Here is a 19,724-nt window from a genome sequence, read left to right on the forward strand (position 1 = left end):
CAAACGCCGGGCGACGGCGGTCAGACGCCGGTTAACGGCGGTCAGACGCCGGATAACGGCGACCAGACGCCGTCCGACGGCACAACGACTCCGCCGGCAGGCGACGTCAAGACGAAAAACGTGAACCCCGGCGGCGCGAATTCCGGCACGGACGGCGGCTCGGGCGGCAACGGCACGGACGTTCCGCTCCTGACGACGCACTGAACCGGGCGGCGTTCCGGTTAATACGAACACAACGAATGCGATTGCGGAGGTTAAGACGAAGATGACGATGAAGAATCGGACGGCGCTTACGGTCGTCCTGTCCGCGATGCTGCTCGTAGCGGCCGCGTGCGGCAATAAACCCGACGATACGGCAACCAATAACCAAACCAATCCAGGCACGCAGACCGAAACGACGGCCGGCGGCGGATCGAACGGCGGCAACGGGAACGGCGGCGGCAATGCCGGCGCGCCGAACGCCGCGACCGGCCAACCGAAGCAGTGGTCCGAGAAGCCGAAGATGGCGATCGACGCGGCCAAATCGTACAGCGCCACCTTCAGCACGAACAAAGGCGATTTCACGATCGAGCTGTACGCCAAGGACGCGCCGGAGACGGTCAACAACTTCGTGTTCCTGTCCAAAGAGAAATTTTACGACGGCGTGAAGTTTCACCGGATCATCCAAAGCTTCATGATCCAAAGCGGCGACCCGACCGGTACCGGCGCCGGCGGCCCGGGCTACACGATTCCGGACGAGCTGAACAAGGGCTACAAGTACGAGGAAGGCGTCATCGCGATGGCGAACACCGGCCAGCCGGATTCCGGCGGAAGCCAGTTCTTCATCTGCACCGGCGCGGACGCGGCGAACTTGAACAGCATGCCGAACTATACCATCTTCGGCAAAGTGTCGTCGGGGATGGACGTCGTGAAGGCGATCGCGGCGACGCCGGTGACCGCGAATCCGGCGACGGGCGAGGAGAGCGCTCCGACCGAGGACGTCACGATCCAGTCGATTTCGATTTCGGAGAAATAAGCTTGGCCAGGGGGAGAACGGCAGCGCGCCGTTCTCCCTTTTCGTTGGGCGGACGAGCCGGGGCTTGGTTTATTTTCCGGGGTTGCTGGAGATGGACGTTAAGTTGTGGTAATCTTTTTTTAAAGATACCGAGGTTATGATGGCCTGCGTTCCGTTTATCTTTCTGGGGATGTGACTTGCATCTAGCTGCAGCCGTTTCATTTCGACGAGGGACATCGTCCTGCCGCTTGGTTTACGTTCCGCGCAGCGAATGAAGCGAGATCCTAACGGAAAGGTCGTTCCGTATGAAGCGAAAATTTTCTGACCGGGCCAATTGGCGCCGCATCCTGCGCAGAAGCTATACGTGCCTGAACATGGACGGGGATGAGTTCAAGGGCCTGGTAACCTTTTACCGGATCCATGAATTGCGCGAGCCGTTGTGGAAAGAATACAACGGACGTAAATTATGCCTTGCCGACCGCGGATATTTGTGGATGCAGCACTTCCCCCGCGGCGAACACTTTGTCGTCACGACGATGTTCGACGATAAGAACCGCGTCGTTCAATGGTATATCGATATTTGCAAGACGCAGGGGCTGACCGATCAGCAGGTGCCCTGGTTCGACGATCTGTACCTGGACGTCGTCGTGCTGCCGAGCGGGGAGGTCTTCCTGCTGGACGAAGACGAGCTCGAGGAAGCCGTGTCGCAAGGGGCGGTCACGAACAAGGACGCCGCGCTCGCCCGCAAGACGGCCGGACGGCTGCTGTCGACGATTCGGAACGGACGGTTCCGGTATTTCACGCTTAGCCTGAAGCACCGCAAGACGCTGGCGCAGAGCGGGGAGCTCAGCGAGTCGTGAAAGCGGCCGCCGTCAAGCGCCCGGCCAAGCGCGGCTCCCGCAGAAAATTCCGTCCGTTCGTCCTCTTTCTGCGGATCTGCGCTTGGGTCGCGGCGATCGGCGCCTTCTGGTGCGCCTATCTGCTCTGGGTCATCTCCGGGTACGAGCTGCCGAAGCCGGTCCCGAAAGCGGACGCCGCGATCGTCCTCGGCGCGTCGCTCTGGTCCGATCAGCCAAGCCCCGGCTTGCAGGAGCGGCTCGATTACGCCTTCGAGTTGTACAAGCAGGGGCTGTTCGGCCATTTCATTCTGTCCGGCGGCCTCGACCATAACGGCTCCACGCTGACCGAAGCGGAGGGCATGCGGAATTATTTGACGGCCAAGGGCGTCCCGGCCGCCGCCATGGTGCTCGAGAACGATGCCCGGAGCACGTACGAGAACCTGTTGTTCAGCAAGCCGCTCGCCGCGAAGCGGGGATGGAAGCGGCTGCTGGTCGTCACCCACGATTTCCATGCGCCGCGATCCAAGGAAATCGCGGAGTACTTGGACTATCCGTCGTCGAACACGACGGTGCTCGGCCGAAAATCGAAGGTGCTGAGCGTCGCGTACAATTACTCCCGCGAGGTGCTGGCGTTCACCAAATGGAAGGTCGACGAGCAGCTGATGCGGCTCGGCCTTCGGCTGCCGGATTCCTTCTGAAGCAGGCTCCCGGGCTCGGCTGAAATCTGTTAATATGCCTGCCATCGCTAGAATACAATGGATTAGATGCCAACGATCCAGTGAAGGATAGGTGATGGAGCAGACATGGACGATCGAGTCGTAACTTCCGGCGGCGGCGGCAACGGGCGGCCCGCCCGCCAAATCAATGTAGTCCTTCGCGGCAGCGAGCCGTTTGCAACTACGGGCAGCTCGCCTCCGCAGCTGGAGAGCGAACAGGCGCCGGCGGCAAGGCCGCTGACGCCCGGCGATCCGTTCCTCGACATTCAACGCGAGCTCGATCCCATGGTCGGTCTGGAGAACGTTAAGACGCTGATATATGAGATCTACGCGCTGCTGCAGATCAGCCGGATGCGTTCCGACGCCGGCCTGTCGGGCGGCTCGCATGTGTACCATATGATTTTCACGGGCAATCCCGGCACGGGCAAGACGACCATCGCGCGCATCGTCGCGAAGCTGTTTCAGAAGATGGGCGTGCTGACCAAGGGCCATATGATCGAGGTGGAGCGGGCGGACCTCGTCGGCGAATACATCGGCCATACCGCGCAGAAAACGCGCGATCTCGTGCGCAAGGCGCTCGGGGGCGTCCTCTTTGTGGACGAAGCGTACAGCCTGGCGCGCGGCGGCGAGAAGGACTTCGGCAAGGAAGCGATCGATACGCTCGTGAAGGCGATGGAGGATTACCGCAACCAATTCGTGCTGATTCTGGCCGGCTATCCGCTGGAAATCGAGCATTTCCTGATGACGAATCCCGGGCTGCCGTCGCGCTTCCCCATCCAGATCGAGTTCCCCGATTATTCGATCGACCAGCTGATCCAGATCGCCGAGCTGATGGCCAGGAACCGCGATTATGCGCTGATGCCGCAGTCGGTCTTCAAGCTGCGCCAGCATCTGATGCAGGAGAAGGCGATGTCCATGTTCGCCTTCAGCAACGCGCGTTACGTGCGAAATATTATCGAGAAGGCGTTTCGGCATCAAGCCGTCCGTTTAATGACGCAATATCCGTCCGGCTCGCCGGGCAAGCAGGAGCTCATGTCCGTGCGGCCCGAGGATCTGAAGTGGGAGAAATGACAGACAACGAACGAATAAGGAGCGATAGACGACACCGATGCGGCCAACGACATACGATACGGATACGGACGCGAGGGAGCGGGCGGTTCTCGTCAGCCTCGTCACGCCGGACATCAAGCGGGGCTCCGGCGATCCGGAGCTTTCGCTGCGCGAGCTGGTCAGCCTCGCCGAGACGGCGGGCGTCGAAGTGCTGACGTCCCTGACGCAGAACAAAGAGAAGGTCGACACGAAGTGGTTCATCGGCAAAGGCAAGGTCGAGGAGCTGCGCGCGGCCGCGGAAGAGCTCGGCGCCACGACGGCGATCTTCGATCAAGAGCTCTCCGGCGCCCAGGTGCGCAACCTGGAGGAAGCGCTGGATTTGAAGATCATCGATCGGACGCAGCTTATCCTCGACATCTTCGCCCAGCGCGCCAAGACGCGGGAGGGCATCATTCAGGTCGAGCTGGCGCAGCTGAGCTATCTGCTCCCGCGGCTGTCGGGCCACGGCAAGAACCTTTCCCGGCTCGGCGGGGGCATCGGGACGCGCGGTCCCGGGGAATCAAAGCTCGAGACCGACCGCCGGCACATTCGCGGCCGGATCACGGATCTGAAGCATACGCTCGAGGAGGTCGTCCGGCACCGCAATCTGCACCGCGAACGCAGGCGCAAATCCGGCGTCCAGCAGGTCGCGCTCGTCGGCTACACGAACGCCGGGAAGTCGACGCTGCTGCGGGAGCTGACGCAGGCGGACGTCTACGTGGAGAACCAACTGTTCGCGACGCTCGATCCGACGTCGCGCAGCTGGAAGCTGCCGAGCGGCAAGGAAGTCGTGCTGACGGACACCGTCGGGTTCATCCAGAACCTGCCCCACGACCTGATCGCGGCGTTCCGCGCGACGCTGGAAGAGGTGCTCGAAGCGGACCTTGTCCTGCATGTCGTCGATAGCGCCTCGGATATGCGCGAGGAGCAGATGGAGGTCGTGCAGCGCATCTTGGGCGAGCTCGGCGCCGCCGGCAAGCCGCAGGTGACGGTGTACAACAAGATCGACCTTGTCGGCGCGAACGGTCCGCAGCTCGTGCCGGCGAACGGACCGGATACGCTCGCGGTCAGCGCCTTCAATCCGGACGATCTGGAGCGGCTGCGCCAAACGGTGCAGGACAAGCTGACGGGAGATACCCGGACGTTCGCGCTGCCCGCGGACCGGGGCGATCTGATCGCTTTGGCCTATCGGTCGGGCGAGGTGCTCGAACAGACCGTCGACGGCGAGACGATGCTGATGAGGATACAATTGAACAAGTTGGATTACGAGCTGCACGGGCATAAGCTCGACGGTTACGTGCGGCAACCATAAGCATGCGTGCATGAGGAGAGACTGGAATCGTGAGACAGCAAGGAAACCATTGGCAGGCGTTGACGATGTGGGCGGAGGCTGCGGAGCAGCAGGCCGCCCCTGTTTTTCGTTCGCTCGACGGCATCGCCGAACGCAATCAGTGGAAGGTCATCGATGCGTTCCAGAAGCATCGGGTGAGCGACTTTCATTTTAACGGCTCGACCGGCTACGGGTACAACGACCGCGGCCGGGAAGTGCTCGACCTGGTCTACGCGGACGTGATGGGCGCCGAGGCGGCGCTCGTCCGGCCGCACTTCGTGTCCGGCACGCACACGATCAGCTGCGCGCTGTTCGGGCTGCTTCGTCCGGGGGACGAGCTGCTCTATATCACCGGCCGGCCGTACGATACGCTCCACAAAGTGATCGGCAAGCCCGGCGACGGCAAAGGCTCGCTGCAGGACTTCGGCATCGGATACGGGGAAGTCGCGCCGCTGCCCGACGGTTCGATCGATTGGGACGCCGTCGCGGCCCGCGTCACGGAGCGCACGCGCGTCATCGGCATCCAGCGCTCGCGAGGCTACGATTGGCGCGCGTCGTATACGGTCGCGCAGATCGGCGAGATGGTCGCGCGCGCGAAAGCGCTGAAACCCGACGTCTACGTGTTCGTAGACAACTGCTACGGGGAGTTCACGGAGGAGCTCGAACCGACGCAGGTCGGCGTCGACCTTATGGCCGGCTCGCTGATCAAGAATCCGGGCGGCGGTCTCGCACCGACCGGCGGATACGTGGCCGGCAGCAGGGAAGCGGTCGAGCTGACGGCCTACCGGCTGACGGCGCCGGGCATTGGCGGCGAAGTGGGCGCGACGCTCGGCACGCTGCGCGCGATGTTCCAGGGCTTGTTCCTCGCGCCGCATCTGGTGGGACAAGCGCTCAAGGGCAGCGTGTTCGGAGCGGCGATGTTCGAACTGCTCGGTTTCGAGAGCAATCCGCGCTACGACGCGCCGCGCACCGATCTGATCCAGGCGATCCGCTTCAAGGAGGCGGACCAGCTGATCGCGTTCGTCCAAGGCGTGCAGCGCGCGTCGGCGGTCGACGCCCATGTCGTGCCGGAGCCGTGGGACATGCCCGGCTACGAGCATCCCGTCATCATGGCGGCGGGCACGTTCATGCAGGGCGGCAGCTTGGAGCTGTCGGCGGACGCGCCGATCCGCGAACCGTACATCGCCTATATGCAAGGCGGGCTCACATACGCCCATGTCAAATACGGGGTTCTGAATGCGTTATCGCTGCTTGCCGAACGAGAGTTGATTGTAATTAAACCTCACACTAAACCTCACACAACTTGACACGTTTTTGGCATGGCGGTACAATGAGAGCATATATCAGATACTGGAAGGTTGATGCGACATGGGTGACGAAATTCGCAGGAATATGGCGCTCTTTCCGATCGGCATCGTGATGAAGCTGACCGACTTGACCGCCAGGCAGATCCGGTACTACGAGCAGCACGAGCTGATCGTGCCCGCCCGTACCTCCGGCAATCAGCGTTTGTTCTCGTTCAATGACGTTGAACGGCTGCTGGAAATCAAATCGCTGATCGAAAAAGGAGTCAATATCGCCGGCATCAAGCAAGTCATGAATCCGGTCTCCAAGGAGTCGGAGGACGCCACGGTCGTCAGCGAGCTGTCGGAAGTGAAACGGCGCGAGCTGTCCGACGCGCAGCTTCACCGTATGCTGAAGCAGCAGCTGCTGGAGAAGAGACCCGGGAAGGCGTCTTTGATCCAAGGCCAGCTGTCCCGTTTCTACAACAAAAAGTAACGCCGCGCGACGCCGCAAGATTCGCAACACCACTATGACAGAGGAGCTGATCCCGTGAGCTACACGAAAGATGACATCCGACGCATCGCCCAGGAACAAAACGTACGTTTTATCCGCCTTCAGTTCACCGACTTGCTCGGCACGATCAAGAACGTCGAAATTCCGGTGAGCCAGCTGGAAAAGGCTTTGGATAACAAAATGATGTTCGACGGCTCGTCCATCGAAGGCTATGTGCGCATCGAGGAATCCGACATGTACCTGTACCCGGACCTGGACACGTGGGTGGTCTTCCCGTGGGTCGCCGAGGACCGCATCGCCCGTCTGATCTGCGACGTGTACATGCCTGACGGCACGCCGTTCGCCGGCGATCCGCGCGGCATTTTGAAGCGCGTGCTGAAAGAAGCGGAAGAGCTCGGCTTCACGTCCATGAACGTCGGTCCGGAACCGGAATTCTTCCTGTTCAAGACGGACGCGAACGGCAATCCGACGACCGAACTGAACGACCAAGGCGGCTACTTCGACCTGGCGCCGATGGACCTCGGCGAGAACTGCCGCCGCGAGATCGTGCTGACGCTCGAAGAGATGGGCTTCGAGATCGAAGCGTCCCACCATGAAGTGGCGCCGGGCCAGCACGAGATCGACTTCAAATATGCGGACGCGATCAAGGCGGCCGACCAAATCCAAACGTTCAAGCTCGTCGTCAAGACGATCGCCCGCCAGCACGGCCTGCACGCCTCGTTCATGCCGAAACCGCTGTTCGGCGTCAACGGCTCCGGCATGCACTGTCACCAGTCGCTGTTCCGCGGCAACGAGAACGCGTTCTACGAAGAGAGCGACAAGCTCGGCCTGAGCCAGACGGCGCGCCATTACATGGCCGGCGTACTGCGCCACGCCCGCGCGTTCGCGGCGATCACGAATCCGACGGTCAACTCGTACAAGCGTCTCGTGCCGGGCTACGAAGCCCCATGCTACGTGGCCTGGTCCGCGAGCAACCGCAGCCCGATGATCCGCATCCCGGCTTCCCGCGGCATCAGCACGCGCATCGAAGTGCGCAACCCGGACCCGGCGGCCAATCCGTATCTCGCGCTCGCCGTCATGCTGAAAGCCGGCCTCGACGGCATCCGCAACAAGTTGCCGCTGCCCGCTCCGACGGACCGCAACATCTACGTCATGACCGACGAAGAACGGATCGACGAAGGCATTCCGAGCTTGCCGGACGACCTGAAGGAAGCGTTGACGGAGCTGCTCCGCAGCGAAGTCATCATCGACGCGCTGGGCGACCACGCGCTGGCGCACTTCTACGAGCTGAAAGAAATCGAGTGGGACATGTACCGCACGCAAGTCCACGAGTGGGAAAGAGACCAGTACCTGTCGCTGTATTAAGCTTCTCTCGAAGCAGCTGCGAACCCCTTGGCGCCTATGGCGCCGAGGGGTTTTTTGTCGTTCGGGGCATGACGGAGAAGGGGGAGGAAGCATTAGGCGATCGGTGCACGACGACTCGGCAGCAGGAAGGTCCGAACGCGGCCGATCCGCACTTGTACGTTCGCGGCCGCATAGTATGCCTTATCCGAGTACGACGAAAGGGTGTGGCACCGATGGCCGGGAATACGAAGACGAACGGCGGGGCGTTTAAGCTGAGCGGCTCGACGCTCTCCCGCGTGGCCGCCGTCATGGTTCCCTTCTATACGAAAATCGCGACGAGCCGCCTCTTCGCGCTGCGATGGTCGAAGGCGGTGAGGCAGGGCGATCTCGACACGCTGCTTCGGTTGTTTAAGTCGGTGACGACGTTCACGAAACGGGACGGGTTCTCGACGAACGCGATCGGGTATTTCGTCGATTTCGGGTTTCCGGATCCGATCGTCCAGTATACCAACGGCACGACGATCCCGCCGGGTTCGACGCAATTCACGTTCTCGACGCCGATCCACCAAGCGATCGCGCGTGCCGTGCTGCCGTTCTACCGGGCGCTTGCCCGCTCGAAGGCTTATGCGTCCGCCGTCGCGGCGGCGATCAACGGCAATCGGCCGGCGACGGTTCGCTGCCTCGTTCGACGGAAGGTGACGACCGCGGCGCTTAAGTCGGTCCGGATCCGCTTCTCCGGCGTTCAGTTGAACTTCAAATACCGCAGCAGCAAATTCACGTATCGCAACCTATTGTTCCGGGAAATCGGAGGTTAGATGACAGCCGCCGCGAATCCCGAAGCAGAAGCAACGCAAAAAAAAGGGGCAGCCACCGGCGCTTGTGAAAGCGGGGGCTGCCCCTTGCTCGTACGAATTAATGGATGTCGCGGAAGAGTCCGATGACCTTGCCGAGGATGCTGACGTTGCGGAGCCGAATCGGTTCCATCGTGGCGTTCTCGGGCTGCAGGCGAATGTGATCCTTTTCTTTGTAGAAGGTTTTGACCGTCGCTTCGTCTTCTTCCGTCATGGCGACGACGATATCGCCGTTGTTCGCGTTCTGCTGCTGGCGGACGATGACGTAGTCGCCGTCGTGAATGCCCGCCTCGATCATGCTCTCGCCGATAACGTTCAGAATGAATACGGTATCGTCGCCGACTTTGTCGGCCGGCAGCGGGAAGTAATCCTCGATGTTCTCCGTCGCGGTGATCGGCACGCCGGCGGTGACTTTACCGACGACCGGCACTTTGGCGATCGCGAGCGGAAACGGAATTTCGTTGCCCTCGCCGTCCAGAATCTCGATCGCGCGAGGCTTCGTAGGGTCGCGCCGGATCAGGCCTTTCTTCTCCAGCCGGTCCAAGTGGCCGTGAACGGTCGAGCTGGAAGCAAGTCCGACCGCTTCGCCGATCTCGCGCACGGAAGGGGGATAGCCTTTCTCCCGGACTTCCGTCTTGATGAATTCTAGGATCGCCTGCTGGCGGGTTGAAAGTTTCGACACCGGAATCACTCCATAAGGTTCATTTGTGTAAAATTATAGCACAGAACCGGAGTTCGTACAAACATAAGTTCGAGAAACACAAGTTCGCATCGGACTGCGAACAAATGTTCTAAAAACCATTGACGCCAAACGGATGTTCGTGTTAAGCTGAGTGCATAAGAACAGAACAAACGTTTGGGGTGCTGATGATCATGCAAACAATCTCGACATACTCGACTGCTTATACCGATAAGAAACCCGCCGTTCGCAAAGCGAACGCGTCCCGTAAGGATCGCGCTATCGAACGGCTGCTGCTTCGTCTTGCCGCCGCCTCGCTGTTTTTCGTCTTGCTGTTCGTCGGACTCACGATCGTGAAGGGTCATGCGGACAGCGACCTCCCCGCCGTACCTTCCGCGGGCGAACAAACCATCGTCGTCGGAGCCGGCGATACGCTGTGGGACATCGCGAGCAGCGTGCGCAAGGAAGGCGAAGATATTCGCCGGACGGTCTACGATTTGCAGAAGCGGAACAACTTAAGCTCCTCTTCCTTGCGGGCGGGCCAGACGCTCATTGTGCCTGCGGACGGCCGGGAGTAACGCCTAGCCTAACCAGACGAAGAAGACCGAACGCATGCGTTCGGTCTTTTCTCTTGTCCGAAGCTTGTCCGGCTCTGCGCGCAAGGCCGCCTTGCCTTGACAATGGCCGTTAGAAAATGTCAAAGTAAAGGATGGGATATTGGCCGAAGGACGAGAGGAGTAGACCTACATGGAGAAAATCATCGCTCGCATCAACGAGCTTTCCCGGAAAAATAAAACGGTGGGATTGACGGCGGAGGAGCTTGCGGAACGCGACGAGCTGCGCCGCATCTACCTCGACAACTTCAAACGCAATTTCCGCAACCAGCTGGACACGATCAAGTGGGCGGAAGACGAAGAAAACGGCGACGGTTCCATCAAGCATTAAACGATTCATTCGAGGAGGGGAAACCGAATGCGATATCGGCTTTTGGGCCGCAGCGGTCTTGCGGTGTCGGAACTCTGTCTGGGCACGATGACGTTCGGCAACACGACGAGCGAAGCGGATTCCGTCGCGATGGTCCATGATTTCCTGGACAGGGGCGGCAATTTTCTGGATACCGCCAACGTGTACGTGCAGGGCAAGTCGGAGGAGATCGTCGGCAAAGCGATCAAGGGCCGGCGCTCGGAAACGGTGCTGGCGACGAAGGTCAGGTTCATGACCGGCGCGCATCCGAACAGCGGAGGCGTCTCGCGCAAGCATATCATGGACGCGGCGGAAGCGAGCCTGAAGCGGCTGGATACCGATTACATCGACCTTTACCAGGTGCATGTCTGGGATCACGCGACGCCGATCGAAGAGACCCTCCGCGCGCTCGACGACCTGATCACGGCGGGGAAAGTCCGGTACATCGGCTGCTCGAATTTCTTCGCTTGGCAGCTGATGAAATCGCTGGCCGTCAGCGACCGCGAGCGTTACGCCCGTTTCGTGTCGATTCAGCCGCAGTACAGCCTCGTGAGCCGCGAGATGGACCGCGAGATGATGTCTCTCTGCCTGGAGGAGAACGTCGGCGTCATTCCGTGGGCGCCGCTCGGCGGCGGGTTCCTGACGGGGCGCTACACCCGCGAGGAACCGGCCAGCGGACGCCTGACGTCCAAGCAGGGCGAGAGTTCGTGGGCGCTGCGCGCGTCCGACAAAAACTTCGCCGTGCTCGAGGCGGTCCGGTCCGCCGCGAAGGAATTGGACAAGACGCCGGCTCAGGTCGCGCTGGCCTGGCTGCTTCGGCGCGAAGGCATCACGTCGCCGATCTTCGGGGCGAGCACGCTCGCGCAGTACGAAGAGAATATGGGCGCGGCCGGGTGGACGATGCCGGACGGGATTTGGAACGCCCTCGACGAAGCGAGCGCGCTTCCGAGCGAGTATCCGAACCGGTTCATCGCCAAATTCGCCCGTCCGTTCTGATCGCGCGCTTACATAAGAAGGGGCAAGCGAACGAGAGAAAGGTTTGCATCATTTTGAGGGGGTTCATTCGTGTCCAGATCGTGGCAGCGTAAAGTGCAAAAAAACCAGGAACTCATCAACAAACAGCGCAAAAAGCGCGGAGAAGCCCCGTTAATGTCCGCCAAGTCCGGCGGCGCGGCCGGGGTGGAGACCTTCAAGGGGCGCAGCTATTTAATGCCGGCGTTCCTGCTGCTCTTCATTCTGTTCTACGTGATCGTGACGGTCACGTCCGACGCGTTCAAGCAGGGCGATACGATGTTTTGGGTGACGATCGCGTGTTACGTGCTGCTCGCGGGCTTGTTCGTCCTGCGCCGGCCGTACTTGGCGATCGGCCGCGACTTCGTCCGTTCCCGCCGGTTCGCGGGGGACCGCAACATCTACGTCAGCAACATCAAGGGAATCAACGCGCAGAAGGGTTACGTCGTCATCGAGCAGCACAAGGGCGGCAATTGGGTGTTCTCCCGCGTCATGAACCGCTATCCGACGGAGCAAATGGCGGCGCGCCTGAAAGCCTTCGCGGAACAGAACGGAATTCCGTATACCGAAAAATAACGAGAGTGGAGTGCGACTGGAACCATGGCCAAACAAGCAGTTTTGTTCGATTTGGACGATACGCTCCTATGGGACGACCGCAGCGTGCAGGAAGCGTTCGACGCGACCTGCGAGGCGGCGGCCGCCCTTACGGGCGTCGACGCCAAAGCATTGGAGGAGGCCGTTCGCCGCGAGGCGCGCGCGCTCTATGAATCGTATGAGACGTTTCCGTTTACGAAAATGATCGGCATCAATCCGTTCGAAGGGTTGTGGGCGAATTTCCTGGAAGGCGAACAGGAAGAGTTCCGCAAGCTTCGGGCGCTTGCGCCCGGGTACCGCAAGGACGCGTGGACCCGCGGCCTGAAGGCGCTCGGCGTGAACGACGAAGCGCTCGGCGCGGAGCTGGCGGAACAGTTCCCGGCGGAGCGGCGCAAGCGGCCGTACGTGTACGACGAGACGTTCGCCGTGCTGGACGAGCTGAAGGGGAAGTACAAGCTGCTGCTGCTGACGAACGGTTCTCCGGACTTGCAGCGCGAGAAGCTCGCCGGCGTGCCCGACATCGTTTCGTACTTCGACCATATCGTCATTTCGGGCGAATTCGGCAGGGGCAAGCCGTCCGCGGACATTTTCCGGCATGCGCTGGAGCGCCTCGGCATCGAGCCGGAGCACGGCATCATGGTCGGCGACAAGCTGACGACCGACATTCTCGGCGCGAACACGATCGGCATGACCTCGGTGTGGGTCAACCGCCACGGCGCGACGCGCACGGACGACATCATCCCTACGCACGAAATCAAGCATCTCGCGGAACTGCTGCCGCTGCTGGTCTAGCGGTTCGGGGCTATCCGGCCGTACTTAGCCGGACGCTTGTTCCAACAAGAAGAGTCCGACAGAAAGCAACCAATGGAAAGCAACCAATGGAAAGCAACCAACGGAATGAAACCGACGGGATGATAGAGCGGCCAATAAAAAGAGACCTGTCCGCGGACAGGTCTCTTTTGCATTGCTGTTTTGTCCTAACGCTCGTGCCCGGGATCCTTGGCGCTTACGCGAACGCCGAGTCTTCGACGTTGTGCGCGATCCAGCCGTCTTTCTCGATGAACAGGCGGACGGCGATGATTTGGCGGTTGTCCATCAGCGTGAAGAAGTGGTTCTTGTTCTCCGGCACGGAGATGACGTCGCCGGCTTCGAGCTCGACGTCGAAGTAGCCCGTTTCCTCGTCGCCCTTAATGATGAAGATGCCGCGTCCGGACACGATGCCGCGGATTTCGTCTTCGGTGTGCGTATGAATCTGCTCGAACTTCTTCAGCAGCTCTTCGATGTTCGGAGTGGCGTCGGACAGGGAGATAACGTCCCAGATCTGATACCCGCGGCGGGCGGCAAGGTCGCGGATCTCGCCGTCGAACGTCGACAGAATCGTCGCTTTCTCTTCGTCGCTGAGGACGAATTTGTCCTGCAGCTCGGCCGGGAGCTTGGAAGCGTCCCAATGCTCGTACAACACTTCCTGTTTGTCCAAAAACGCCCGGACGTTCGCTTCGCCGGTAATGCGTTCGTTCGTGCTGCGAATACGGATTTCAGCCATGCGTATCCCTGCTTCCTTCAATAAGATCGTTATTCCGATACGAATAAGTATAGAGCATATTCCGGGACCTGTCGACCGGCGCGCGGAAGCTTTCGAACGCGGGTGAACATGCCTTTTCACCGGGGACGAATTCTGGTAGAGTATAGGGAAATGATTTTTGAGCTGGACCTTGACCAAGTTGAACCATGGTTCGGCGGCGAGCGGCAGCTTCGGAAGGGAAGTGCACCAATGACGAAACCGACAATCAAAGAAGAGCTAGGGAAGCGCATTCTCATCTTGGACGGCGCCATGGGGACCATGATTCAGCAGCGCGACCTCGGTCCCGCCGACTTCGGCGGCGACGAGCTGGAGGGCTGCAACGAGATGCTCGTGCTGACCCGTCCGGACGTCATCCGCGACATTCACGAGGAATATTTGGCCGCGGGCGCGGATATTCTCGAGACGAACACGTTCGGCGCGACGAGCGTCGTGCTCGCGGAATACGACATTCCGGAGAAGGCGAGGGAAATCAATCTGGCGGCGGCGAAGCTGGCGCGCGAAGCGGCGGATAAGCATTCCACGCCGGACAAGCCGCGGTTCGTGGCGGGCGCGCTCGGGCCGACGACGAAGACGCTCTCCGTCACCGGCGGCGTGACGTTCGACGAGCTCGTCGACAGCTACTACGAGCAGGCGATCGCGCTCATCGAAGGCGGCGTGGACGCGATGCTGCTGGAGACGTCGCAAGATACGCTCAACGTCAAAGCCGGCACGATCGGCATCCAGCGCGCCTACGAAGCGGCCGGCAAGACGCTGCCGCTCATGATCTCGGGCACCATCGAGCCGATGGGCACGACGCTCGCCGGGCAGAACATCGAGTCGTTCTACATCTCGCTCGAGCACATGAACCCGGTCTCGATCGGGCTCAACTGCGCCACCGGCCCGGAATTCATGCGCGACCATATCCGCTCGCTCGCGGGCATCGCGCGCACCGCGGTCAGCTGCTACCCGAACGCGGGCTTGCCGGACGAGAACGGCAACTATCACGAGTCGCCGGCTTCGCTCGCGAAGAAGATCGCCGATTTCGCCGAGAACGGCTGGCTGAACATCGCCGGCGGCTGCTGCGGCACGACCCCGGCGCATATCAAGGCGCTGGCCGAGACGCTCGCGAACTACGCGCCGCGCAGGGAGTACGGCGACCATCCGCCGGCCGTATCCGGAATCGAGACGGTGTTCATCGAGGAAGACAACCGCCCGATCATGATCGGGGAACGGACGAACATTTCCGGCTCGCGGAAATTCAAACGCCTCATTAAAGAAGAGAAATTCGACGAGGCGTCGGAAATCGCCCGCTCGCAGGTCAAGGGCGGCGCGCACGTCATCGATATCAACCTGCAGGACACGGACATCGACGAGTCTTACGCCGTCAAGCGGTTCCTGCCGGAAGTCGTCAAAAAAATCAAGGTCCCGCTCATGCTCGATTCGACGTACGATCACATCATCGAGCTCGGACTCAAATATTCGCAGGGCAAAGCGATCATCAACTCCATCAACCTGGAGGACGGCGAGTCGAAGTTCGAGAAGATCCTGCCGCTCATCCACCGTTACGGGGCGGCGGTCGTCTGCATTCTGATCGACGAGCGCGGCCAGGCGGTCTCGCGCGAAGCGAAGATGGAAGTGGCGACGCGCGCGTACGAGCTGTTGACGGAGAAGTACGGCATGCAGCCGGAGGACATCATTTTCGACCCGAACATGTTCCCGGTCGGCTCGGGCGATCCGCAGTACATCGGCTCCGCCGTGGAGACGATCGAGGGGATCAAGATGATCAAGGCGAAGTACCCGCGCGCGAAGACGATTCTCGGCCTCAGCAATATTTCGTTCGGCTTGCCGGACGCCGGCCGCGAAGTGCTGAACTCGGTCTATCTCTACCATACGACGAAAGCCGGCCTCGACTACGCGATCGTGAACACGGAGAAGCTGGAACGGTACGCATCCATTCCGGAAGAAGAGCGGCGCTTGGCGGAGGACCTGATCTACAACACGAACGACGAGACGCTCGCCGCGTTCGTCGCCGCGTTCCGCGAGAAGAAGGTCGAGAAGAAGGAGAAGGTGTCCACGCTGACGCTGGAGGAACGGCTCGGCGCGTACGTCGTGGAAGGCACGAAGGAAGGGCTTTATCCGGATCTAGACGAAGCGCTTGGCAAGTACCCGCCGCTCGACATCATCAACGGTCCGCTCATGAAGGGGATGGAAGAGGTCGGCCGGCTGTTCAACAACAACGAGCTGATCGTCGCGGAGGTGCTCCAGAGCGCCGAAGTCATGAAGGCATCCGTCACGTACCTCGAACCGCATATGGAGAAGTCGGAGTCCGCGGTCAAAGGCAAGATCATGCTCGCGACCGTCAAGGGCGACGTGCATGACATCGGCAAGAACCTGGTCGAGATCATCCTCTCGAACAACGGCTACAAGATCATCAATCTCGGCATCAAAGTACCGCCCGAGCAGCTCATCGAAGCGTACCGCAGCGAGCCGGTCGACGCGATCGGCCTCTCCGGCCTGCTCGTCAAATCGGCGCAGCAGATGGTCGTGACGGCGCAGGATTTGCGCAACGCCGGCATCGACGCGCCGATCCTGGTCGGCGGCGCCGCGCTGACGCGGAAGTTCACGAAGACGCGGATCGGCCCGGAATACGACGGTCTCGTCCTGTACGCGAAGGACGCGATGGACGGCCTCGATATCGCCAACAAGCTGATGGATCCGGCGCATCGCCTCGCGTACGAGGAAGAAATGGCGGCGTTCAAGGCGTCCGGCGCTTTGGACGAGGCGGAGAAGAAGCCGCTGCCGGAGCTGACCCGCGCCGTCCGCTCCAACATCTCGCCGGACGCGCCGGTGTACATCCCGCCGGATACGGACCGCCACGTCCTGCGGAACGTGCCGATTCCGCACATCGTCCCGTACGTCAACATGCAGATGCTGCTCGGCCATCACTTGGGGCTGAAGGGCAGCGTCGACGCGCTGCTGAAGGAAGGCAACGAGAAGGCGGTCAGCCTGAAGGCGACGGTGGACGGCCTGCTGGACGAAGCGGCAAAGGGCCAGCTGCAGGCGCACGGCATGTACCGGTTCTTCCCCGCGCAGTCCTCGGGCAACGACATCATCATCTACGACCCGCGGCAGCCGGGCGTCGAGATCAAGCGGTTCACGTTCCCGCGGCAGCACGTAGAGCCGTACTTGTGCCTCGCGGATTTCTTGAAGTCCGTGGAGAGCGGCGTCATGGATTACGTCGGCTTCCTCGTCGTGACGGCGGGCGAAGGCGTGCGGGAGAAGGCAAGCGAGCTGAAGGACAACGGCGACTACCTGCGTTCCCACGCCCTGCAGGCGGTAGCGCTCGAGGTCGCCGAGGCGCTCGCCGAACGCGTGCACCATATGATGCGCGATACGTGGGGCTTCCCGGATCCGCCGGAGATGACCATGAAGCAGCGCCACGGGGCGCGGTATCAGGGCATCCGGGTCTCGTTCGGGTACCCGGCGTGTCCGAACCTGGAAGACCAGGGACCGCTCTTCGAGCTCATGCAGCCGGAGGACATCGGGGTCCAATTGACGGAGGGCTTCATGATGGAGCCGGAAGCATCGGTTTCCGCCATGGTGTTCGCGCATCCGGAAGCGCAGTATTTCAACGTCGAGAAAGCATAGCCGACATCGGCCTACCCTCCGGAGCAAGGTATGAACCTTGCCCTTCGGAGGGTATTGTTATAAGGATCGGGATTGCAGACGAATTGGAGGGAACCGCTTGCAGCTAACGTTTCTAGGCACTAGCGCCGGCAGGCCGACAAGAACGCGCAACGTGACGTCGATCGCGCTGTCGCTCCCCGAGCCGCAGTGCGGCTTTTGGCTGTTCGACGCGGGCGAGGGCACGCAGCACCGGATGCTCGGCAGCCGGTTCAAGCTGAACAAATTGGAACGCATTTTCATGACGCATCTTCACGGCGACCATCTGTACGGCCTGCCCGGCCTGCTGAGCAGCCGAAGCTATTTCGAAGGGGCCGCGAAGCTGGATATCTTCGGTCCGCCGGGGCTGAAGCGTTACCTGGATACCGTCTTCGAGCTGACGGGCGTGCATCTCGGCTACGAGCTGAACGTCGTCGAAATCGCCGAAGGCATCGTGCTGGAGGACGAGCGTCATATCGTCGAAGCGGCGGAGCTGCAGCATCGGCTGCCGTGCTTCGGCTATCGGATCACGGAGCGCCCGCAGCACGGGCCGCTCAACCTGAAGCGGCTGGCCGAGCTCGGCGTGCCGGCGGGGCCGCTGTACGGCAAGCTGAAGCGGGGCGAGGACGTCACGCTGGAATGCGGGAGGACCATCGCCGCGGCCGACGTCGTCGGCAAGCCGCAGCCCGGCCGCGTCGTGACGATTCTCGGCGACACGCGCCCGTGCGACAACGCGGTGCGGCTCGCGCGCGGGGCCGACCTGCTCGTGCACGAGGCGACGTTCGCCGTCGGTCTGGAGGAAAAGGCGGCGGCCTACGGCCATTCGACGTTCGGCCAGGCGGCCGAGACCGCCCGCGCGGCCGGCGCCAAGCGGCTCGTCGTGACGCATTTCAGCTCGCGCTACGACGACGAAGCCGTCGCGGAGCTGGCGAACGGCGTCAAGCCGATCTTCCCGGACATCGAGCCGGCCGTCGAGATGGCCGACATCGTCATCCCGCGGCCCCCGCTTACAAATTCGTAACGAACCGCAAACGCTCCCTTGACAGTCCGCTGGTAGGATGTTGGCGAAGACCTACGACACCCGCAGACGAAGGGATGATGAAGCATGGATACCGGTAGTCACCTGTTGTTCGGCGTCACGCTTGCCGGCTTGGCCATGGCGGATCCGGCCGTGGCGGCCCATCCGGAGCTGCAGCACGCCGTGCTCGCGGCGACGCTTCTGGGCAGCCATGCCCCCGACTTCGATTCCGTGATGCGGCTGCGCGGCCCTTCCGCGTACATCCGGCATCACCGCGGCCTGACGCATTCGCTGCCGGCCCCGCTGGCATGGGCGCCGCTTCTCGGCTTTCCGATCGCCTGGCTGTTCGGCGCCGGCGAATGGAGCTGGACCGTCGTCCTCTGGACGCTGTTCGCCGTTTGCTTCCACATCGTCTTGGATTTGTTCAACGCCTACGGCGTGCAATGCTTAAGGCCGATCACGCGCAAATGGCTGCATCTCGACGCGCTGCCGCTGTTCGACCCGTATTTGTTCGCGGGGCACGCGGCCGCGGCGCTGCTGTGGCTGTCCGGCTATCCGCACGCCGTGCTCGCATTCATGCTCGTCTATGCGCTGACCGCCGTTTATTTGGCTTGGCGCCTTGCCGTCAACCGCGTCGTCCTGCGCAGGCTGGCCGCGCACTACGGCATGGACGAGGCGGACGTCACGATGCTGCCGACGCTGCTCGGCGCGTCTTGGCAGTACGTGGCCGACTTGGGCGACGAATACGCGACCGGCTACTTCAAGGGCGGCCGGGTGGACGAGGCGGCGCAGCTGCCGAAGGCGAAGCCGGAGAGCCTCGCGGAACCGGCGAAGGCGACGATGGCCGCGGCCGGCGTGCGGGCGTTCCATCACTTCTCCGAGCGCGCCCACGTGAAGGTGCAGGAAGTCGTCGACGGGTATCTCGTGACGTGGAGCGACGTTCGTTTCTGGCATCAGCGCGGCATGCCGTTCAGCGCGGCGGTGACGCTCGACCGGAACCTGAACGTGCTGAACGAGCAGATCGGATGGAACAAGAAATCGTGGCAGCCGCCGTTCGTGTAACGCGCATGCCTTCATTCATGCGATAGACATAGGAAAGTCCGCGGCAAGGCGGCCGGCAGCATGCGGCGCCCGCTCCCGCGGGCTTTTTTGCGTTTGGTCCAGTAGCGAGGACGCGACCGGACGCCCGGGCAAGCGAGGTCGCCGGACGTTTCCCCGGAAATCGCGCCCGGCTGCACTTCCTGCTGGCCAAGCGAACAGATATTCGCTAAAATA

General features: G+C 61.6%; 19 protein-coding genes and 1 pseudogene. 18 read left to right on the forward strand and 2 right to left on the reverse strand.

Annotated features, from left to right (window positions below; genetic code table 11):
• The 10 genes and pseudogenes from BMZ79_RS34100 to BMZ79_RS01695 all read left to right on the forward strand — a co-directional run.
• A pseudogene (locus BMZ79_RS34100) lies at positions 1-204 on the forward strand (hypothetical protein); the annotation flags it as partial.
• Positions 205-265: 61 nt separating this feature from the next.
• Positions 266-1,015 (forward strand): peptidylprolyl isomerase, encoded by a 750-nt coding sequence (locus BMZ79_RS01655; protein WP_256252505.1) that lies wholly within the window; start codon positions 266-268, stop codon positions 1,013-1,015.
• 284 nt (positions 1,016-1,299) lie between these two features.
• Positions 1,300-1,854: a ribonuclease FAU-1 family protein gene (locus BMZ79_RS01660; RefSeq protein WP_090636001.1), complete on the forward strand. Its 555-nt coding sequence runs from the start codon at positions 1,300-1,302 to the stop codon at positions 1,852-1,854.
• On the forward strand, positions 1,851-2,531 hold the full coding sequence (locus BMZ79_RS01665) for a YdcF family protein (protein ID WP_177221953.1): 681 nt from the start codon (positions 1,851-1,853) through the stop codon (positions 2,529-2,531). Before BMZ79_RS01660 ends, BMZ79_RS01665 begins: the two co-directional genes overlap by 4 nt.
• A gap of 105 nt (positions 2,532-2,636) precedes the next feature.
• Positions 2,637-3,620: an AAA family ATPase gene (locus BMZ79_RS01670; RefSeq protein ID WP_090636003.1), complete on the forward strand. Its 984-nt coding sequence runs from the start codon at positions 2,637-2,639 to the stop codon at positions 3,618-3,620.
• 37 nt (positions 3,621-3,657) lie between these two features.
• Entirely contained in the window at positions 3,658-4,950 is a 1,293-nt protein-coding gene (gene hflX / locus BMZ79_RS01675; protein ID WP_090636004.1) for a GTPase HflX, read from the forward strand.
• Positions 4,951-5,015: 65 nt separating this feature from the next.
• Positions 5,016-6,275, forward strand: coding sequence for a methionine gamma-lyase family protein (locus BMZ79_RS01680; protein WP_090637062.1), 1,260 nt, complete (start codon positions 5,016-5,018; stop codon positions 6,273-6,275).
• A 61-nt stretch (positions 6,276-6,336) separates the two neighbouring features.
• Positions 6,337-6,747 (forward strand): MerR family transcriptional regulator, encoded by a 411-nt coding sequence (locus BMZ79_RS01685; protein WP_090636006.1) that lies wholly within the window; start codon positions 6,337-6,339, stop codon positions 6,745-6,747.
• Positions 6,748-6,801: 54 nt separating this feature from the next.
• On the forward strand, positions 6,802-8,130 hold the full coding sequence (glnA, locus tag BMZ79_RS01690; RefSeq protein ID WP_090636008.1) for a type I glutamate--ammonia ligase: 1,329 nt from the start codon (positions 6,802-6,804) through the stop codon (positions 8,128-8,130).
• Positions 8,131-8,342: 212 nt separating this feature from the next.
• Entirely contained in the window at positions 8,343-8,924 is a 582-nt protein-coding gene (locus tag BMZ79_RS01695; protein ID WP_090636009.1) for a hypothetical protein, read from the forward strand.
• 97 nt (positions 8,925-9,021) lie between these two features.
• Here the strand turns inward: BMZ79_RS01695 and lexA are convergent, their stop codons facing one another.
• A complete protein-coding gene (gene lexA / locus BMZ79_RS01700) occupies positions 9,022-9,642 on the reverse strand; it encodes a transcriptional repressor LexA (protein ID WP_090636011.1) in 621 nt (206 codons plus the stop codon).
• Positions 9,643-9,833: 191 nt separating this feature from the next.
• Between lexA and BMZ79_RS01705 the strand changes: the two genes are divergently transcribed.
• The 5 genes from BMZ79_RS01705 to BMZ79_RS01725 all read left to right on the forward strand — a co-directional run bounded on the left by BMZ79_RS01705 (position 9,834) and on the right by BMZ79_RS01725 (position 12,999).
• Positions 9,834-10,217 carry a LysM peptidoglycan-binding domain-containing protein gene (locus BMZ79_RS01705; RefSeq protein WP_177221955.1) on the forward strand — a complete coding sequence of 128 codons (384 nt, stop codon included), beginning with the start codon at positions 9,834-9,836 and terminating at the stop codon, positions 10,215-10,217.
• A 169-nt stretch (positions 10,218-10,386) separates the two neighbouring features.
• Entirely contained in the window at positions 10,387-10,584 is a 198-nt protein-coding gene (locus tag BMZ79_RS01710) for a DUF896 domain-containing protein (protein WP_090636015.1), read from the forward strand.
• A gap of 27 nt (positions 10,585-10,611) precedes the next feature.
• Complete coding sequence (locus BMZ79_RS01715) at positions 10,612-11,598, forward strand: aldo/keto reductase (RefSeq protein ID WP_090636016.1); 987 nt, start codon at positions 10,612-10,614, stop codon at positions 11,596-11,598.
• Between the two features lie 69 nt (positions 11,599-11,667).
• On the forward strand, positions 11,668-12,189 hold the full coding sequence (locus BMZ79_RS01720; RefSeq protein WP_090636018.1) for a hypothetical protein: 522 nt from the start codon (positions 11,668-11,670) through the stop codon (positions 12,187-12,189).
• A gap of 24 nt (positions 12,190-12,213) precedes the next feature.
• Complete coding sequence (locus BMZ79_RS01725; RefSeq protein ID WP_090636020.1) at positions 12,214-12,999, forward strand: HAD family hydrolase; 786 nt, start codon at positions 12,214-12,216, stop codon at positions 12,997-12,999.
• A 214-nt stretch (positions 13,000-13,213) separates the two neighbouring features.
• Here the strand turns inward: BMZ79_RS01725 and BMZ79_RS01730 are convergent, their stop codons facing one another.
• Positions 13,214-13,750, reverse strand: coding sequence for a 1,2-dihydroxy-3-keto-5-methylthiopentene dioxygenase (locus tag BMZ79_RS01730; protein ID WP_090636021.1), 537 nt, complete (start codon positions 13,748-13,750; stop codon positions 13,214-13,216).
• 228 nt (positions 13,751-13,978) lie between these two features.
• Between BMZ79_RS01730 and metH the strand changes: the two genes are divergently transcribed.
• The 3 genes from metH to BMZ79_RS01745 all read left to right on the forward strand — a co-directional run bounded on the left by metH (position 13,979) and on the right by BMZ79_RS01745 (position 19,511).
• Positions 13,979-17,416 carry a methionine synthase gene (metH, locus tag BMZ79_RS01735; protein ID WP_090636023.1) on the forward strand — a complete coding sequence of 1,146 codons (3,438 nt, stop codon included), beginning with the start codon at positions 13,979-13,981 and terminating at the stop codon, positions 17,414-17,416.
• 97 nt (positions 17,417-17,513) lie between these two features.
• Positions 17,514-18,452, forward strand: a complete 939-nt coding sequence (gene rnz / locus BMZ79_RS01740; protein WP_090636024.1) for a ribonuclease Z — start codon at positions 17,514-17,516, stop codon at positions 18,450-18,452.
• An 84-nt stretch (positions 18,453-18,536) separates the two neighbouring features.
• The gene (locus tag BMZ79_RS01745) at positions 18,537-19,511 is read left to right on the forward strand and encodes a metal-dependent hydrolase (RefSeq protein WP_090636026.1); all 975 of its coding nucleotides are present in this window, start codon (positions 18,537-18,539) and stop codon (positions 19,509-19,511) included.
• Positions 19,512-19,724: the final 213 nt, after the last annotated feature.

The organism is Paenibacillus sp. UNC496MF, from assembly GCF_900113915.1.
Taxonomy (GTDB): Bacteria; Bacillota; Bacilli; order Paenibacillales; family Paenibacillaceae; genus Paenibacillus_Z; species Paenibacillus_Z artemisiicola.

Bases quoted from the DNA above. Each gene is read 5' to 3' on its own strand.
- BMZ79_RS01670 (WP_090636003.1), top strand. From the start codon at position 2,637: ATGGACGATCGAGTCGTAACTTCCGGCGGCGGCGGCAACGGGCGGCCC.
- BMZ79_RS01680 (WP_090637062.1), top strand. From the start codon at position 5,016: ATGTGGGCGGAGGCTGCGGAGCAGCAGGCCGCCCCTGTTTTTCGTTCG.
- BMZ79_RS01715 (WP_090636016.1), top strand. From the start codon at position 10,612: ATGCGATATCGGCTTTTGGGCCGCAGCGGTCTTGCGGTGTCGGAACTC.
- BMZ79_RS01695 (WP_090636009.1), top strand. From the start codon at position 8,343: ATGGCCGGGAATACGAAGACGAACGGCGGGGCGTTTAAGCTGAGCGGC.
- BMZ79_RS01745 (WP_090636026.1), top strand. From the start codon at position 18,537: ATGGATACCGGTAGTCACCTGTTGTTCGGCGTCACGCTTGCCGGCTTG.
- BMZ79_RS01710 (WP_090636015.1), top strand. From the start codon at position 10,387: ATGGAGAAAATCATCGCTCGCATCAACGAGCTTTCCCGGAAAAATAAA.
- BMZ79_RS01705 (WP_177221955.1), top strand. From the start codon at position 9,834: ATGCAAACAATCTCGACATACTCGACTGCTTATACCGATAAGAAACCC.
- BMZ79_RS01730 (WP_090636021.1), bottom strand. From the start codon at position 13,750: ATGGCTGAAATCCGTATTCGCAGCACGAACGAACGCATTACCGGCGAA.
- BMZ79_RS01685 (WP_090636006.1), top strand. From the start codon at position 6,337: ATGGGTGACGAAATTCGCAGGAATATGGCGCTCTTTCCGATCGGCATC.
- hflX (WP_090636004.1), top strand. From the start codon at position 3,658: ATGCGGCCAACGACATACGATACGGATACGGACGCGAGGGAGCGGGCG.
- BMZ79_RS01660 (WP_090636001.1), top strand. From the start codon at position 1,300: ATGAAGCGAAAATTTTCTGACCGGGCCAATTGGCGCCGCATCCTGCGC.
- BMZ79_RS01655 (WP_256252505.1), top strand. From the start codon at position 266: ATGACGATGAAGAATCGGACGGCGCTTACGGTCGTCCTGTCCGCGATG.
- BMZ79_RS01725 (WP_090636020.1), top strand. From the start codon at position 12,214: ATGGCCAAACAAGCAGTTTTGTTCGATTTGGACGATACGCTCCTATGG.
- metH (WP_090636023.1), top strand. From the start codon at position 13,979: ATGACGAAACCGACAATCAAAGAAGAGCTAGGGAAGCGCATTCTCATC.